General features: G+C 68.8%; 14 protein-coding genes. 6 read left to right on the top strand and 8 right to left on the bottom strand.

Translation table 11 applies throughout. From position 1 onward, the window contains the following. Positions 1-33: 33 nt before the first annotated feature. Both JHC79_RS07700 and JHC79_RS07695 read left to right on the top strand, forming a co-directional pair. The gene (locus tag JHC79_RS07700; protein WP_296389570.1) at positions 34-357 is read left to right on the top strand and encodes a hypothetical protein; all 324 of its coding nucleotides are present in this window, start codon (positions 34-36) and stop codon (positions 355-357) included. 106 nt (positions 358-463) lie between these two features. Then, positions 464-2734, top strand: a complete 2271-nt coding sequence (locus tag JHC79_RS07695; RefSeq protein WP_296389569.1) for a DUF2254 family protein — start codon at positions 464-466, stop codon at positions 2732-2734. Here the strand turns inward: JHC79_RS07695 and JHC79_RS07690 are convergent. Further along, positions 2668-4062: a PLP-dependent aminotransferase family protein gene (locus JHC79_RS07690; protein WP_296389568.1), complete on the bottom strand. Its 1395-nt coding sequence runs from the start codon at positions 4060-4062 to the stop codon at positions 2668-2670. The two genes, JHC79_RS07695 and JHC79_RS07690, sit on opposite strands and share 67 nt — an antisense overlap. Between JHC79_RS07690 and JHC79_RS07685 the strand changes: the two genes are divergently transcribed. Continuing rightward, positions 4061-5059 (top strand): DMT family transporter, encoded by a 999-nt coding sequence (locus tag JHC79_RS07685; RefSeq protein WP_296389567.1) that lies wholly within the window; start codon positions 4061-4063, stop codon positions 5057-5059. The genes JHC79_RS07690 and JHC79_RS07685 overlap by 2 nt on opposite strands. On the opposite strand, the gene JHC79_RS07680 is transcribed toward JHC79_RS07685, so the two are convergent. Together JHC79_RS07680 and JHC79_RS07675 are read right to left on the bottom strand one after the other, a co-directional pair. Further along, complete coding sequence (locus JHC79_RS07680; protein WP_296389566.1) at positions 5004-5237, bottom strand: hypothetical protein; 234 nt, start codon at positions 5235-5237, stop codon at positions 5004-5006. The two genes, JHC79_RS07685 and JHC79_RS07680, sit on opposite strands and share 56 nt — an antisense overlap. 207 nt (positions 5238-5444) lie before the next feature. Beyond that, on the bottom strand, positions 5445-6740 hold the full coding sequence (locus JHC79_RS07675) for a S8 family serine peptidase (protein ID WP_296389565.1): 1296 nt from the start codon (positions 6738-6740) through the stop codon (positions 5445-5447). A 163-nt stretch (positions 6741-6903) separates the two neighbouring features. On the opposite strand from JHC79_RS07675, the gene JHC79_RS07670 reads away from it, so the two are divergent. Both JHC79_RS07670 and JHC79_RS07665 read left to right on the top strand, forming a co-directional pair. Further along, positions 6904-7188 carry a DUF1490 family protein gene (locus tag JHC79_RS07670; RefSeq protein ID WP_296389607.1) on the top strand — a complete coding sequence of 95 codons (285 nt, stop codon included), beginning with the start codon at positions 6904-6906 and terminating at the stop codon, positions 7186-7188. Next, the gene (locus tag JHC79_RS07665) at positions 7185-9344 is read left to right on the top strand and encodes a cation-translocating P-type ATPase (RefSeq protein ID WP_296389564.1); all 2160 of its coding nucleotides are present in this window, start codon (positions 7185-7187) and stop codon (positions 9342-9344) included. Before JHC79_RS07670 ends, JHC79_RS07665 begins: the two co-directional genes overlap by 4 nt. Here JHC79_RS07665 and JHC79_RS07660 read toward each other — a convergent pair. The 4 genes from JHC79_RS07660 to JHC79_RS07645 all read right to left on the bottom strand — a co-directional run bounded on the left by JHC79_RS07660 (position 9341) and on the right by JHC79_RS07645 (position 12863). Continuing rightward, on the bottom strand, positions 9341-9790 hold the full coding sequence (locus tag JHC79_RS07660) for an NUDIX domain-containing protein (RefSeq protein WP_296389563.1): 450 nt from the start codon (positions 9788-9790) through the stop codon (positions 9341-9343). The two genes, JHC79_RS07665 and JHC79_RS07660, sit on opposite strands and share 4 nt — an antisense overlap. Before the next feature lie 60 nt (positions 9791-9850). Continuing rightward, positions 9851-10051 carry a hypothetical protein gene (locus tag JHC79_RS07655; RefSeq protein ID WP_296389562.1) on the bottom strand — a complete coding sequence of 67 codons (201 nt, stop codon included), beginning with the start codon at positions 10049-10051 and terminating at the stop codon, positions 9851-9853. Between the two features lie 115 nt (positions 10052-10166). Beyond that, the gene (locus JHC79_RS07650; protein WP_296389561.1) at positions 10167-11096 is read right to left on the bottom strand and encodes a ribokinase; all 930 of its coding nucleotides are present in this window, start codon (positions 11094-11096) and stop codon (positions 10167-10169) included. A gap of 33 nt (positions 11097-11129) precedes the next feature. Next, positions 11130-12863: a DUF3556 domain-containing protein gene (locus JHC79_RS07645; RefSeq protein WP_296389560.1), complete on the bottom strand. Its 1734-nt coding sequence runs from the start codon at positions 12861-12863 to the stop codon at positions 11130-11132. A gap of 230 nt (positions 12864-13093) precedes the next feature. On the opposite strand from JHC79_RS07645, the gene JHC79_RS07640 reads away from it, so the two are divergent. Continuing rightward, positions 13094-14596: an acyl-CoA carboxylase subunit beta gene (locus tag JHC79_RS07640; protein ID WP_296389606.1), complete on the top strand. Its 1503-nt coding sequence runs from the start codon at positions 13094-13096 to the stop codon at positions 14594-14596. A 22-nt stretch (positions 14597-14618) separates the two neighbouring features. Here the strand turns inward: JHC79_RS07640 and JHC79_RS07635 are convergent, their stop codons facing one another. Then, a complete protein-coding gene (locus tag JHC79_RS07635; protein ID WP_296389559.1) occupies positions 14619-15182 on the bottom strand; it encodes a LemA family protein in 564 nt (187 codons plus the stop codon). Between the last annotated feature and the right edge of the window lie 60 nt (positions 15183-15242).

The following is a 15242-nucleotide window of genomic DNA, read 5'->3' as shown; positions in this document are numbered from 1 at the left end:
CCTGCGGAGCGCAGCGCGAGGTTTGACTAGCCCATGACCCCGATGGATGCTGGAGTCATCAGCACCCAGAAGCCCGATCCCACGTTTCGCCAGGCGGCGACCTACGCGATCACCGTCATCGTGATCGCCGCGTTGTTCCTCGGTGTGGGCGGCCTTCTCTACGACCCGGTGCCGCTCGTGATCATCATCGTGTTCCCGCTCCTGGTCCTCGCCGGCGCCGGCGGCGCGCTCTGGTGGACGTTCCGCACCTGGCAGGCCAAGGGCCGCTGGCAGATCTGGCAGGGCGCGAGCTGGTTCCTGCTCGCCCTGTTCCTGATCTCGCTGGGCGGGACCGGCAGCGCTCTTCTCGACCGCTGAGTCCGCGGCCCCCCGTCTCTCGGTCACCGAGCCACCGACCGCCGATTCCCGTCACGCACATCGGCGCTGCGATATACCGTTCTCCCACGTACACAGGAGACTCGCGATGTCGCACTGGTTCACCGAGCGGTTCGTCGACACGGGCCGGTTGCCCATCTTCTTCCTGCTCGTCGCCTTCGTCCTGACCTTCCTGTTCATCCGCTTCAGCGTGCGGATGATCCGGGCTCAGGTGTCCTGGTGGCCGGGCAACGTCACCCCCGGCGGCATGCACATCCACCACGTCATCTTCGGTCTGGTGTTCATGCTGTTGTCCGGGTTCGGCCTGGTCGTGCTCTCGAGTGAACAGACACCGGTCGCCAACTGTGTGCTCGCGTCTGTCTTCGGCATCGGGACCGCGCTCGTCCTCGACGAGTTCGCTCTCGTCCTACACCTGCGCGATGTCTACTGGGCCGAGGAGGGACGCGCGTCGATCGACGCGGTGTTCGTGGCGGTCGCGATCGTGGTGCTGTTCCTGTTCGGCATCCGCCCCATCGGTTTCGACGGCGACGTCGGCGAACTCCGCGAGGACCATTCGATCGCCGCGGTCGTCGCGACGTCGATCTGGCTGGCCGTCGAACTGGGCCTGGCCGTGATCACCGTCCTCAAGGGCAAGCTGTGGACCGGTCTGGTCGGGTTGTTCATCGTCCCGCTGCTGATCGTCGGCGCGATCCGCCTGAGCCGTCCTGCCGCGCCCTGGGCGCGGTGGCGGTACACCCGCAATCCGGGCAAGCGCAGTCGGGCCCTGGCACGCGAGGAACGCTTTCGCGAACCGATGGTACGGGCCAAGATCGTGGTCCAGGAGTCGATCTCCGGACGGTTCGGGCTACCCGAGGTGACCACCCCGGCGAGCGTCGGCACCCCACCGCCGGTACCCGCCTCCATCGACGGCACGACCGCACGGCCGCCGCACCGGCTCGCGACCGCGATCGCGTGGCAGCGCACCCGTCGGCGCCTGCGACCGGCGCCGATGTGGCGCCTGCCGCTGACCCTGGTCGGGCTCGCGGTCATCGCGTCGGTGGCCCTCGACACCGCCGACGACCAGTTCACCGTCGACGGCATCGACGGCGGCGCACTGGCCACGCTGCTCAGCGTCATCGCCGGCGCGATGATCACCCTGACCGCATTGGTGTTCACCGCCATCACCCTGGCCATGCAGTTCGGGGCGACCCAGATCTCGGTGCGCGTCATCCCGATGCTCGCCCAGGACCGCACCATGCGCGCGTCGATCGGCGTCTTCCTCGCCACGTTCGTCTTCGCGCTCGGCATCGCCCTGGAGATCGCGGTCGGCGGCCGACCCGGCGCCGACAAGGTCGAGGCGCCGCTGGTGTCCACGGCGATCGCGATGATCCTGACGCTGATCAGTGCGGTCATGTTCGTGATGCTCGTCGCCAAGGTCGGTAACGTCCTGAACTCCGAACGCCTGCTGCGGTGGATCGCCGCCGAGGGCCACCGCGCGATCCTGCGGCGCTACCCCGAGACCCCCACCGACGCCGAGCCGACGCAGCCGCCGACAGGCACTCCCCGGCCGCCTGAGCCGGCCGGCGGCGACGTGGCGCCGGTGATCGTGGTGCGCCTGCGGCAGGTCCCCGCACACGGGCGTGTCCTGCTGGCCGTCGACCTCGCGCGGATTCAGCGGCTCGCGACCCGGTGGGAGGTGTCGGTGGCGATACTGCCCGCGATCGGCGACTTCGTCCCTCACGACAGCCCGGTGTTCGAGGTGCGTGGCGCACCGACCGGACTGGCCCCACACCAGCATCCGGCGCATCAGCTGCAGGGGACGTTGATCTTCGGCGACACCCACCAACCGTCGGTGAGCCCGGTCGCCGCGCTGCAGTCGATCGTCGACGTCGCCTCCAAGGCGTTGTCGACATCGGTGAACAACCCCGGGCTCGCGGTGCAGGCACTCAACCACCTCGAGGACCTGCTCCTCGTGCTGGCACCGCGCCTGCGCACCGACACCGCCGGCTCCACCTTCACCCGGATCAGTGGATACCAGCGCTCCTGGGCCGACTATGTGTCGATCGCCACCGACGAGATCCGCCAGTTCTGCGGCGGATCGATGCAGGTGCAGCGACGTCTGCGGGGTCTGCTGACGACCCTGATCGACAACTGCCCCGAGTCGCAGCACCCGCCTCTCACCGAACGGCTGGCCGCGCTCGACGCCCGCAGCGCGACGGAGTGGGAGTCACCGCTCGACCGCCGCCTGGCGAGCGCATCGGACTCCCAGGGCCTCGGGTCGGAGTCGGGCAACCGCCGCGGTCCGGCGATCGCTCACCCCAGCAGCGACTGCATGACCCCTGCCGCCTCGGCGAACCTGCTCGGATCCGAACTGCCGTAGTTGAGCCGGATGTGCGGGCCGGACACGCCGGCCGGGAACCACTCCGCACCCGGCGATATCGACACCCCGCGGGTCAGGGCGCGGGCCGCATAGGTCTCGGCGTCGGCGTCCTCCGGAAGACGCAGCCACAGGTTCAAGCCGCCACGCGGTACGTGGGTCAACTCGAGGTCGGGTGCGTGTTCGGCGATGGTGCGCACCAACTGATCCCGACGCTCGGTGAGCTCGCGACGCAGCCGGGTGCAGTGGGTGCGCCACGACGGCCGCGTCACCACGTCCAGCGCCGCCTGCTGCAGCAGCGGCGAGACGTAGAGGTCGTTGACCGCCAGCGCGTTGGCGATCCGGTTGCGGGCGGGTCCGCGCGCGACCACTGCGGCCACCCGCAGCGTCAACGACGCGCTCTTCGTCAACGACCGGATGTAGACGACGTGGCCGTCGGAATCGGCCGTCGCCAACGGGACCGGGGCCTCGTCGATGGCGAAGTCGTGCGCCCAGTCGTCCTCGACGAGAAACGCCCGGCGGGAACGGATCACGTCGAGGATCTCGCGACGATCGGCCGGGTTCCACAGCGCGCCGGTGGGATTGGCGAAGTTCGGTTGGGCGTAGAACAACCGCGCACCCGAGGACCGCAGGGCATCGTCGAGATCCTCCGGCCGCGGCGCCCCGGTGGTGCGGGCCACCGGCACGATGACCAGACCGGCCTGTCGGGCGGCGGTGATGGCACCCCAGTAGGTCGGTGACTCCATCACGATGGGCTCGCCCGGCCCGGCGAGCGCCCGGAACACCGTCGACAACGCGCTCTGTCCACCGGAGGTGATCACCGCATCGGAATCCCGCCACGCGTCGTCGACGACGCCGGTGAGTTCACGGACGAACCACGCCCGCAGCTCGCTGACCCCGGCGATCGGCGGCCGTTCGAAACTGCGGTCCTCCCGGTTCGCCTTGGCCAGGGCCGAGCGCACCTCCCGCATGGGCATCAGCGACATGTGCGGGTAGCCACCGTGCAACGCGATGGTCTCTGGATCGACACGCCGCAACGACGAGCCCACCGGGGACGCACCGCTGCGTTCGGGACCGAGACTCGTGGTCTGCCAGTCGACGTCGGCTGTGCGTCGGGTACGGGGCCGGTACACGACGAAGTTCCCTGCGCCGGGCCGGGTCTCGACGAGACCGTCGGCCACCAAGGTGGCGATGGCCCGTTGCACCGTCACCGGCCCGGCGGTGAAACGCTCGGCCAGGACGCGCGTGGACGGCAGCCGGCTGCCCGGGGACGAATCGGCGACCAGGGAACGGAGGTGACCCGCGATCCGAGTACTGCTATCGTTCGACATGAGTAGCAACGATAGCGCTATCAGCGAGCGGGTGCCACCGCTTTCCGCACGATCCGGTGTCTGGTTCGGCTTCCTCGGCGTACTGGCCTTCTCGTTCACCGTGCCGTTCACCCGTATCGCGGTCGGCGCCCTCGACCCGCTGTTCGTCGGTGCCGCCCGCGCGGTGGTCGCCGGAATCCTCGCGATGATCGCTCTCGCGGTGTGCCGCGTGCGATTCCCCACCTCGTCTCAGGTCGCGCGCCTCGTCGTCGTGGCGATCGGGATCGTGGCCGGGTTCCCGGTCCTGACGTCGCTGGCCCTGACCACCACCACGGCCGCCCACTCCGCGGTCATCATCGGACTGCTTCCGGCCATCACCGCGGCCACCGTCGTGATGCGCACCGGCGAGCGCCCCGGTCGCCGGTTCTGGCTGTTCAGCATCGCCGGTGCCTGCGCCGTGGTCGGATACTCCCTCGTCGCGCACGGCTCGCTCGGCAGTCCGAGCATCGGGGACCTCTACCTCGTCGGGGCGGTGGTGCTCGGTGCGCTCGGCTACTCCGAGGGCGGGCTGCTCGCCCGGGAACTCGGTGCATGGCAAACGGTGAGTTGGGCGCTGGTGGTGGCGTTCCCCGCCATGTCGGCGGCCACCGTCGTCGTCGCAGTCATCTCGCCGCCGCACGCGAGCGCGGTGCAGTGGTCGGCATTCGCCTACCTGGGCGTGGTCAGCATGTTCCTCGGCTTCTTCGCCTGGTACCGGGGACTCGCGATCGGTCCGATGACCACGGTCAGTCAGACCCAGCTGATCCAGCCGGTGTTGACCCTCATCTGGTCGGCACTGCTCATCGGCGAGGCCATCACCGCACCGTTGATCATCGGTGGGGTCGTGATCGTCGGATGCGCATGGGGTGCCGTGCGGAGTCGGATGGCCACGGTGGCGACGAGTGTCGTCGACACCCCGGCGGTCACTGGATCGGCGAGTCCGGAGGTGCCGCGCGGAACACCGGTGCCTCTTCGATAGCACCGACTCCCTGGATCTGCGACAAGGCGGTGCGTCGATCGGCGGGCACGGTGCCGGAGATGATCCCGATCGCCGCGTGCACCCCGGTCACCTCGACCCCACCCGCGCGGACCGCGGCCACGACCTCGTCGATGGCCGCGAGGTGCGCATCGTCGACGGTGATGGTGATCTCGGGCATGAGCGCACTCTACGCCCGGTCGCGCCCTCCGCCGAGTGTGCCGAAATCACCCTTCGACTGTGCCTGAATCCCCTACCAACCGTGCCTTTGTCACCGCGCGAGCGCACAGCGACCCGGAACGGCACGTTCGGCGCAGTATTTGGGCACGATCGGGGCAGCGTTTCGGCACGTTCGGCGCGGTGTTTCGGCACGTTCGGCGGCGGAGCGTCAGCGGGGCGCGATGACCAGACCCGACCCCACGTCGGCGGCGGGGATGTCGAGGCGACGGGCCTCCTGGGTCAGGGTGGTCCACAGGTCGCGACCCCGTCGCCCGGTGGTCTGGCACCACAGCGCCGCGATCCCCGCCACATGCGGTGTCGCCATGGACGTCCCGCTGATCGTGTTGTAGCGCGACGGCGCCGTGTCGGACACGGGCCAGGACGAGTAGACGTCGACACCCGGTGCGGCGATGTCGACATCGCCACCGTCCACGGCGGTACTGCGCGCCGAGAACGGCGCGATCGCCAACGACCCGTCCACAGCACCGACCGCGGCGATCGAGGGGCTGTTCGCGGGAACGCCGACGAAGCCCGGATCCGACGGTCGGTCGGCGTTGTTGCCCGCGGCCGCGACGATGAGGGTGCCGGCGTCGAGCGCACGTCGTCCGACCGTCTCGTAGGCCTTCGACACCTCCCGGACATCGGCGCCCAACGACATCGACACGATCTGCACCCCGTTGGCCAGTGCCCAGTTCAGGCCGGCGAGGATCCCCGCGTCCGGCCCACCGCCGTCGTTGCCCAGCACCTTGCCGACATAGATCTCGGCGCCGTGCGCGATCCCGTACCGACGACCCGTCGGTGGTGCGAGCGGTCCGCATGACGTTCCGACACAGTGGGTTCCGTGGCCGTGTCCGTCCTGCGGCTGCTCGCCCGAGACGAACGACTGTGCGGTGATCGAGCGGCCGACGAAATCCGGGTGGGTGAGGTCGAACCCGGTGTCGAGCACGGCCACCTTGACCCCGGCGCCCGTTGCGCCGGAGGTCGACACCCCGGTTGCGATGAGACCCCAGGTGAACTGGTCGGTGTCGATGATCGGTCCGGCCGCGGCGGCGGATGTCGTCGTGCCCCCGAGTCGTTGCGACAAATCCGTCACGCCGTCTCGGTAGCCTCGCAGGTAATCGGCGGACGTCGCCGGCGGTTCGTTCGTCCGGATACGTTGCACTCGTTCGGGTTCGATGGAACGGATGGCGCCGTCCTCGGAGCACATCGCGTCGAGCGCGACGGCCTGATCGGCGTCGGCGTCGACCACCGCGACCCCGAGCTCGGCGAAGATGGTGGCCTGCGCGGAGCGGGTCTGCTCGATGTCGAGCGCCTGTCCGACGAAGTCGGTCGTCGACGCCACCGATGTCATCCCCGCGACCTGACGCAGAGTGCTTGCATACGAGGCGTTTCCGTCACCCGGCGCGAACACCACGATCCGCCGTCCGGTCGCACCCTCGCCCGTGCCCTGATTGCCGCCGATCATCGAATCTTCCTCCCGATAGTCACATTCGTTGCCGTGGTGCTCACGCTACTTCGCGTGACTCATCAATCTATGCGCATACCGTAACCTCGCGCTCTGACATGTACCGGGCAGCGCAGGTCGAGTACGTTGATGACGATTCGACGAACGTGAGGACTTGAAGCACATGCCCGTACACGGCCTGATCGCCAAGGCGACAACAACAGTGGTGACCGGCGCGGTGGGCGCCGTCGCCTATGACCTGGCTCGCAAGGCGGCGGCGAGGGCGCCGATCCGCGACGCCGCCGTGGTCGTCACGTCGTGGGGCCTGCGGGGCACCCGCAGGGCCGAGGAGTCCGCGGAGTCGGCGAGACTGGCCGTGGCAGACGTCGTCGCCGAAGCCCGCGAGCGCATCGGCGAGGAGACCACCCCTCCGGGAACCGCTGACGCCGGACACAGCCACGACCATTGACCGCCATAACCCCGGTATCCGACGCGGCCGGACGGCTGCGGCTCCGTGTGGAGTGGTTGCGCGGATCGTCGATCCGCGCAGTCGCCGTCGAGGAGGCCGTCATCGACGTGCCGGGAGTGCGCGTGGTCCACGCCTACCCGCGCACCGGGTCGGTCGTGGTCTGGTATCGCAGCGAGTCACTCGACCGCGACGCGGTGATCGCCGCGATCGATAGGTCGTCGACCGTTTCGGCTGACGTGCTTCCAGTTCGTCCGCCGTACTCGGCGGAGATCTCCAACACCGACATCGTCCGCATGGGCGTCGGCGCCCTCGCGTTGGGACTGCTCGGTATCCGTCGGTACGGGCTGCGGCGTGCGCCGATACTGGGTCCGACCAGTCGCCTCTTCGCGACTGGCGTCACGGTCTTCACCGGCTACCCATTCCTGCGGGGCGCGTTCCGTTCCCTGCTCGGCGGCAGGTCTGCGGGTACGGATGCCCTGGTCTCGGCGGCCACGGTCGCCAGCCTGCTCCTGCGGGAGAACGTCGTGGCGCTGACCGTCCTGTGGCTGCTCAACATCGGCGAGTTCCTGCAGGACCTCACGCTGCGCCGCACTCGGCGCGCGATCTCCGATCTGCTGCGCGGCAATCAGGACACCGCCTGGGTGCGCCTCGGTGACAGCACCGAGATCCAAGTCGGCATCGAGACCCTGGCCGTCGGCAACGAGGTCATCGTCCATGACCGCGTCGCGGTGCCGATCGACGGAACCGTGATCGACGGCGAGGCGCTCGTCGACCAGTCGGCCATCACCGGCGAGAGCCTGCCGGTCACCGCAGGTGTCGGCGACATCGTGTACGCCGGGTCGGTCGTGATGAACGGCCGGTTGGTCCTGCGGGCGGACGCGGTCGGCGACAACACGACCATCGGCCGCATCATCACCCGGGTCGAGCAGGCGCAGCACGACCGCGCCCCGATCCAGACCGTCGGCGAGAACTTTTCCCGGCGGTTCGTGCCCGCGTCGTTTGCGGTCTCGGCCATCACCCTGTTGCTGACACGCGACGTTCGGCGCGCGATGACCATGTTGCTCATCGCCTGCCCGTGCGCGGTGGGGCTGGCCACACCGACCGCCATCAGCGCGGCCATCGGCAACGGCGCCCGTCGCGGCATCCTGATCAAGGGCGGTTCACATCTCGAACGCGCCGGACGTTTCGACGCAGTCGTCTTCGACAAGACCGGGACCCTGACCCAGGGCCGTCCCATCGTCACCAATGTCGTGTCGTTCCACGACGACTGGCAGCCCGAGCAGGTGCTGGCCTACGCGGCCAGTTCGGAGATCCACTCCCGACACCCGTTGGCCGAGGCGGTCATCCGGTCGACGGAAGAACGCCACATCGCCATTCCCCCGCACGAGGAGTGCGAGGTGCTCGTCGGGCTGGGAATGCGTACCCGGGCCGACGGCCGGACGCTGTTGCTCGGCAGCCCGTCGCTGCTTTCCGGGGAACACGTCGTGGTCAGCGCGGACGCCGAGGCGTGGGTCGACAAGCTGCGCTCCCGGGCCGAGACCCCACTGCTGTTGGCGGTCGACGGTGAGCTGGTCGGATTGATCAGCCTGCGCGACGAGGTGCGGGCCGAGGCGGCCGAGGTGATCACCGAACTGCGGGCGGTGGGCATCACGCGCATCGTCATGCTGACCGGCGATCACCCCGCCACCGCAGCTGCGGTCGCCACCGAACTCGGCATCGACGAGTGGCGGGCGGAGGCACTCCCCGAGGACAAGTTGGCGGCGGTTCGCGAACTGCACGATGCCGGCCACGTCGTCGCCGTGGTCGGTGACGGAATCAACGATGCACCGGCGCTCGCAGCCGCCGACATCGGCATCGCTATGGGACTCGGTGGAACCGACGTGGCCGTCGAGGCCGCCGACATCGCCCTGGCCGGCGACGATCTGCGACGACTTGTCGATGTGCGTGAACTCGGTGCGCGCACGGTCGACCTCATCGGGCAGAACTACGGGATGTCGATCGCGGTGAACGCGATCGGCCTCGCCGTGGGTGCCGGCGGCGCACTCTCGCCGGTCCTCGCCGCCGTGTTGCACAACGCCTCGTCGGTCGCGGTGGTGGCCAACAGTTCCCGACTGATCCGACACCGACTCGACGCGCCGCCCCACGCGAGCCGCTAGGGCAGACGATCCAGGAACGGCTGTTGCGCGGCGAGGATCTTCTCCCGGGCGACGTCGAGGGGAAACCACTCGACGCGGTCCACCTCGGGGAATGACTGCAGAACCCCCGAGCGTGGTGGCCACGCCATCTCGAAGGTGTTGCTCACCGCGCCGGAGACGTCCAGATCGGCTTCCACCGCGAATGCGGTGACGATCTTGCCGCCCTTCTGGGTGATCTCGCCGAGGTCGATGACGGTGCCGTCCGGTACCGACATACCGAGCTCCTCGGCGAACTCCCGCCGGGCCGCGTCGAGCGCGGGTTCGTCGGGCTCGTACTCCCCCTTCGGGATCGACCACGCGCCGGCGTCCTTCTTCGCCCAGAACGGTCCACCGGGGTGGGCCAGTACGACCTCCACCACCCCGGATGTGCGGCGGAACAGCAGCACCCCCGCGCTACGTCGTGGCATGCGGGGACTCGGGTGGACGCATCTGATGAATCGGAGCGGCGCGAATCAGGACCGGGCGGATCAGAACTGGGCGGGGATGAGCGACGTGGTCGTCGCCGTCTCGGCGACCGGCGCCTCGGGGTGTGGCGGGCGAACCTCGATGCCGTCTCCGCAACCGAGATCGGCGTCACGACGCTCCACGGCGGCCCCGATCACCAACGCAGCAGCGATCGACACCAGGCACCACCCCGCGCAAATGGTGAGGACGATCACAATGAACATCAGACCATCGTGTCTGGTCGCGCGGGCGAACACAACACCGGGGTCGGCGTTTCGCAATGAAAGAAACAGCGTTAACCAGGACTAATGATCCCAAATGGGACGTTCCGCTCTCGTCTCACGCCTCGGGTGGAAGACGGTCGAGCGCGGCATCGATCGCATCCACGTCCGGGTAGGAGTCGACGGTCCCGACCGATTGCACCGAGACCGACGCCGCGGCGGTGGCCCATCGCACCGCCGAGGCGAGTCCGTGCCCTACCGCCAGACGGGCCGCGAGCGCGCCGACGAACTGATCGCCGGCGCCGGTGGAGTCCACCACCTCGACCCGCGGGGACCGCTGATGGCCGTGACCATCGGCGTCCACCCAGATCGCCCCGGCCGCGCCGAGCGTCGCGACGACACCGAGCGCCCCACGCGCACGCAGCTCGCGGGCGGCGGTCAACGCGGAGTCCGGACCGTCGACGGCGCGGCCGGTGAGGTCGGCCAGTTCGTTCTCGTTGACGATGACCGGGTTGCAGCGGCGTAGTACGGAATCCGCCACCGGACGCGCGGGCGCGGCGTTGAGCACGAACCGGCCGGTACAACGCTCCGCGGCCGCAGCGATCACGGCGTCGGGGATCTCGAGCTGGCACACCACGACCGGCGCGGCCTCGATCGCCGTGGACTCCTCATCGGAGAGCGCGCCCCAGACGCTGTTCGCGCCGGCCGCGACGACGATCGTGTTCTGACCGTCGGCGACGGCGATGTAGGCCGCGCCGCTGGGTTCACCCTGGACCTTTTCGACGAGGTCGGTGGCGACGCCCCGCCGATCGAGCTCGGCGACCAGCTCCCGCCCGTCCGCGTCGTCACCCACACGTCCGACGAACGAGGCGGCCCCACAGGTGATCTGGGCCGCCACCGCCTGATTTGCGCCCTTGCCACCGACATTGCGCCGCACGGACCGGGCGATGAGGGTCTGTCCCGGCCGCGGGAGGTGGTCGAGCTCGGTGACGACGTCGAGGTTGACCGATCCGACGACGACCACGAGAGGCGCAGGCGATGACGTCATCCGACAATTCTCACAGCAGGGTCGACGAGGTTCTCACCGCGCCGTCGATGCCCCCGATTGCACGTCGACCGGCAGGTCGTCGGCCCACGGCTGTGCGGACACCATGTCCGCGACGCGGATCGACCCGCGTTCGAACTCTCCGGTCGCGGGGTCGACCAGTCGGTACTGCTGCGTTCGCCGGTGGATCGGCTGGGCGTCGAGAAGGATGACACGCACCTCGCCGGGGTCGAACGCGCAGCGTTCCTGGAGCGCGGCGATCAGGGTCTCGTTGTGCATGTGACCGTCGCCGAAGTTCCACCCGATGGCCGTGCTGCAGATCCGTTCCCCGTCGACGATGACGTAGTCGGCCTCGTCGCCGTCGGCGATCGCGCGGTGCACGAGGGTGAACAGTGCGCGGCCGTGGGTGTTCATGGCGCGGAACGCGTATCCGAGGTGTTGCTGGATGACCGCCTGTTCGGCGCCGAACATCTTCTCCAGCTGGGCCTGCGGCATGATCGCGATCGTCTTGACCCGACCGGTCAGCTTCGCCGACGCGGACGGTTTCATGCACCACATGGTGGTGTCCCAGTTGCCCGCGTAGTAGCGCATGCCCGGCAGGAACGAGATCTTCTGCGGGAACAGGTTGCCTGCGACGACGACAGCCACCACGACCGCGAACAGTCCGAACACGGGGATCGGCTGGGAGACGTCGGCCAGACCGGTCTCGGCGTGGCCGACGAACAGGATCCCGATCCCGATGATCATGAAGACGTTCCACTCCAGCGGCGCCCCCATCGGGATGGACGACAGGATCCCCAGGTGGAACGCGATCATCACGGTGGCCGCGACGGTGGTGACGATCCCGCCGCCCGAGAAGAACAGGAACAGGGGAACCCCCATCTCGACCGCGGTGGCGGCGTGGGCGATCATCGCCGACAGACGTGAGGGCCGCAGGTCGTCGGGATAGCTGCGGAAGCAGCGTTTCTTGATCGACGTGGGGCGGATGGTGGGGCTGTTCGAGAGCATTGTCGACATGACGAACGGCAGGTGCGGGTTGACCTTCGAGGTGGCGGCCGCGACCCAGATGACGAGGAAGATCAGCTTCGCGGCGACGATCATGTCGACCGCCGCGAACAGGAAGGTCACCGACAGCGTCGCGTAGATCTCTCCGCGGCAGGCCAGGAAGATCACCTTGTCGCGGAGGCCGAGCACGGCCAGCACCCCGAGCATGACGGCGACGGGCGTGACCGGCAGGACGCCGACCGTCGTGTCGAGTGCGGCCACCGAGCCGGTCCCGTCGGAGGCCAGCGCCCACACCGCGGCACCGAGCAACGCGGCATAGAGGAGCACGTCGAAAGGGGTCCGCGCGGTGCCCGAGGTCAGCGGGATACGCGGCCACGGCGGCAGCCGGATCGTGCCCGGCCGCAGCCAGTACAGCGGCGATCCCATCGGTGGGAAGTAGCGGTTGTTGAGCGGACCGAAGCCGCAGCCGAGTCCGAGTACCTCGAAGAGCAGGGAGAACACGACGATCTTCTGGAAGACGATCGGTTCCGACCACCACGAACCGATGTCGGTGAACCCGTCGATGCCGGTGGTCGCGAGCGCGACGCCGATCCCACCGAGGACGTACAGCGCGATCTTCGTGACGTAGAAGACGTACAGGGCATCGGGCACACCGAACCCCCTGCGCGCCAGGTGGGCCGCGGCGGGGCGGATGCGCTCGCTGCGGCTACCCGCCGACCACGCGGCCATGTCCCACACGGGCAGATCGGGGCGAAGGAATCCCATGGGAGAACAACCTAGCCCAAACGAGCGCTTGGTCGGTAGGGAACGAATCCGTCGCTGGGGTGCAGAGGTTGTCACAGCGAACGAGTTCGCGGGCAGCCCATTGTTCAGACTTCGGTCGCACTGGCCGATCGGCTGCGAAACCCCGCCTACCGTCGGCGACGTTGACCATTGCCGAAAGTGAGCCACCCGTGGGCACGACCGCAGACAAACTCGCCGAACTGCACAAGAAGATGGCCGAGGCGTCCGAGCCGGCCGGTGACAAGGGCATCGCGAAGCGCAAGCTCAAGGGGATCCCCAGTGCGCGCGAACGCATCCACAGCCTTCTCGACCCGGGCACGTTCGTCGAGATCGGGGCGATGGTCCGCCAGCCCTACGTCACCGATGCCCTCTACGGCGACGGCGTCGTGACCGGGCGCGGCCTCATCGAGGGCCGACCGGTGGTGGTCATCTCCCACGACCAGACGGTGTTCGGGGGTTCGGTCGGCGAGATGTTCGGTCGCAAGGTCGCCGCCGCGATGGAGACCGCGATCGACAACGGCTGTCCCCTCGTCGCGATCAACGACTCCGGCGGCGCCCGCGTGCAGGACGCCGTCACCTCCCTGGCCTGGTACGCCGGGATGAGCCGCCGTCAGATCCGGCTGTCGGGACTGGTCCCGCAGGTGTCGCTGATGCTGGGCAAATGCGCGGCGGGCGCGGTGTACGGGCCCATCAACACCGACGTGTTGATCGCGACCGAGCGGGCCTACATGTTCGTGACCGGTCCCGACGTGATCCGCGAGGTGACCGGCGAAGAGGTGAGCATCGACGAGCTCGGCGGCGCGTACAACCAGGCTCGGTACGGCAACATCCACCACGTCGCGGCGACCGAGGAGGAGGCGTTCGCGTGGGCCCGGGAGTACCTCGGCTTCTTCCCGTCGTCGTGCTGGGAGAGCCCTCCGGTGGTCAACCCGGGCCGTGAACCCGAGATCACGGCGTCGGACCTCGAACTCGACCGCATCATCCCCGACCACGACCGGTCGGGATACGACATGCACGACATCCTGGTGCGGATCTTCGACGACGGGACGTTCCACGAGTTCGGCGAGCCGGTGGCCAACAACCTGATCACCGGCTTCTCCCGTGTCGACGGGCGCACGGTGGGGGTGCTCGCGAACCAGCCGCTGGTGTCCGCGGGTGCACTCGACGCCCGCGCGTCGGACAAGGCCGCCCACTTCATCCGGTTGTGCGATGCCTTCAACATCCCGCTCGTCTTCGTCGTCGACACCCCGGGAGTCCTCCCCGGCGTCGACGAGGAGAAGATCGGCGTGATCAAGCGGGGCGGCCGCTTCTTCTACGCGGTGGCCGAGGCCTCGGTGCCGATCGTCACCGTCATCGTGCGCAAGGCCTACGGCGGCGGGTACGCGGTGATGGGCTGCAAACAGCTCGGGGCCGACGTCAACCTGGCCTGGCCGACTGCCCGCATCGCGGTGATGGGTGGGGAATCGGCGGTCGGGCTGATCGGTCGGCAGGCACTCGCCGACGCGAGCGACGAGGACCGGCCACGTGTGCGCGAAGAGCTGATCACCTTCTACAACGACACCGTCGCAACGCCCTGGGTCGCCGCCGAGCGGGGATACATCGATGCGGTGATCGCGCCGTCGGACACCCGACTCGAGATCCGCAAGGCGCTACGGCTGCTGCGGGACAAGACGACATCGGACACCCCCCGACGCCACCGGGTCATCCCGCTCTGATCGGCGACGATCGTGGCAGCCGTCAGAAGGTCACGGTCGGCGGTGCCTGCTGTCCCTCGGGGGCTTTGTAGAACTCGCGGGTCGACACCTTCGCGAACCCGGAGAAGAACATCCACGGGATGGTCTGCACCAGGGTGTTGAGGGTCGTGACGGCGTCGTTGTAGTACTGGCGGGCGAACGAGATCTGGTTCTCGGTGTCGGTCAGCTGGCGCTGTAGGTCGAGGAACTGCGTGTCGGCCTTGAGGTCGGGGTAGGCCTCCGCGACCGCCATGACGTTGACCAGCGCGCTGCTCAGTTCCGCGTCGGCGGCGGCCTTCTCCGGGACCGCGTCGCCCTCGGCGGCCTTGGCCACGCGTGACCGCGCCGCGGTGACGGCCTCGAACACCCCGGATTCGTGTGCGGCATAACCCTTCACGGTGTTCACCAGGTTGGGGATCAGGTCGGCCCGTCGGGTGAGCTGGACGTCGATGCCACCCAGGGCCTCCTGCGCGCCGATGTCGGCCTTGCGCAACTTGTTGAACCCGACGACGCCGAAGCCCACCAGGGCGACGACGACCACCACGATCACGATCAGTGCGATCAGCATGCGGTATTCCCTTTCACGACTTGTTCATTGGTCTGCCTTGTCACCACGAGCCGCCTCCAC

This window comes from Williamsia sp. (assembly GCF_016462415.1).
Lineage (GTDB): Bacteria > Actinomycetota > Actinomycetes > Mycobacteriales > Mycobacteriaceae > Williamsia_A.
This window is presented reverse-complemented; position numbering and strand designations above follow the sequence as displayed.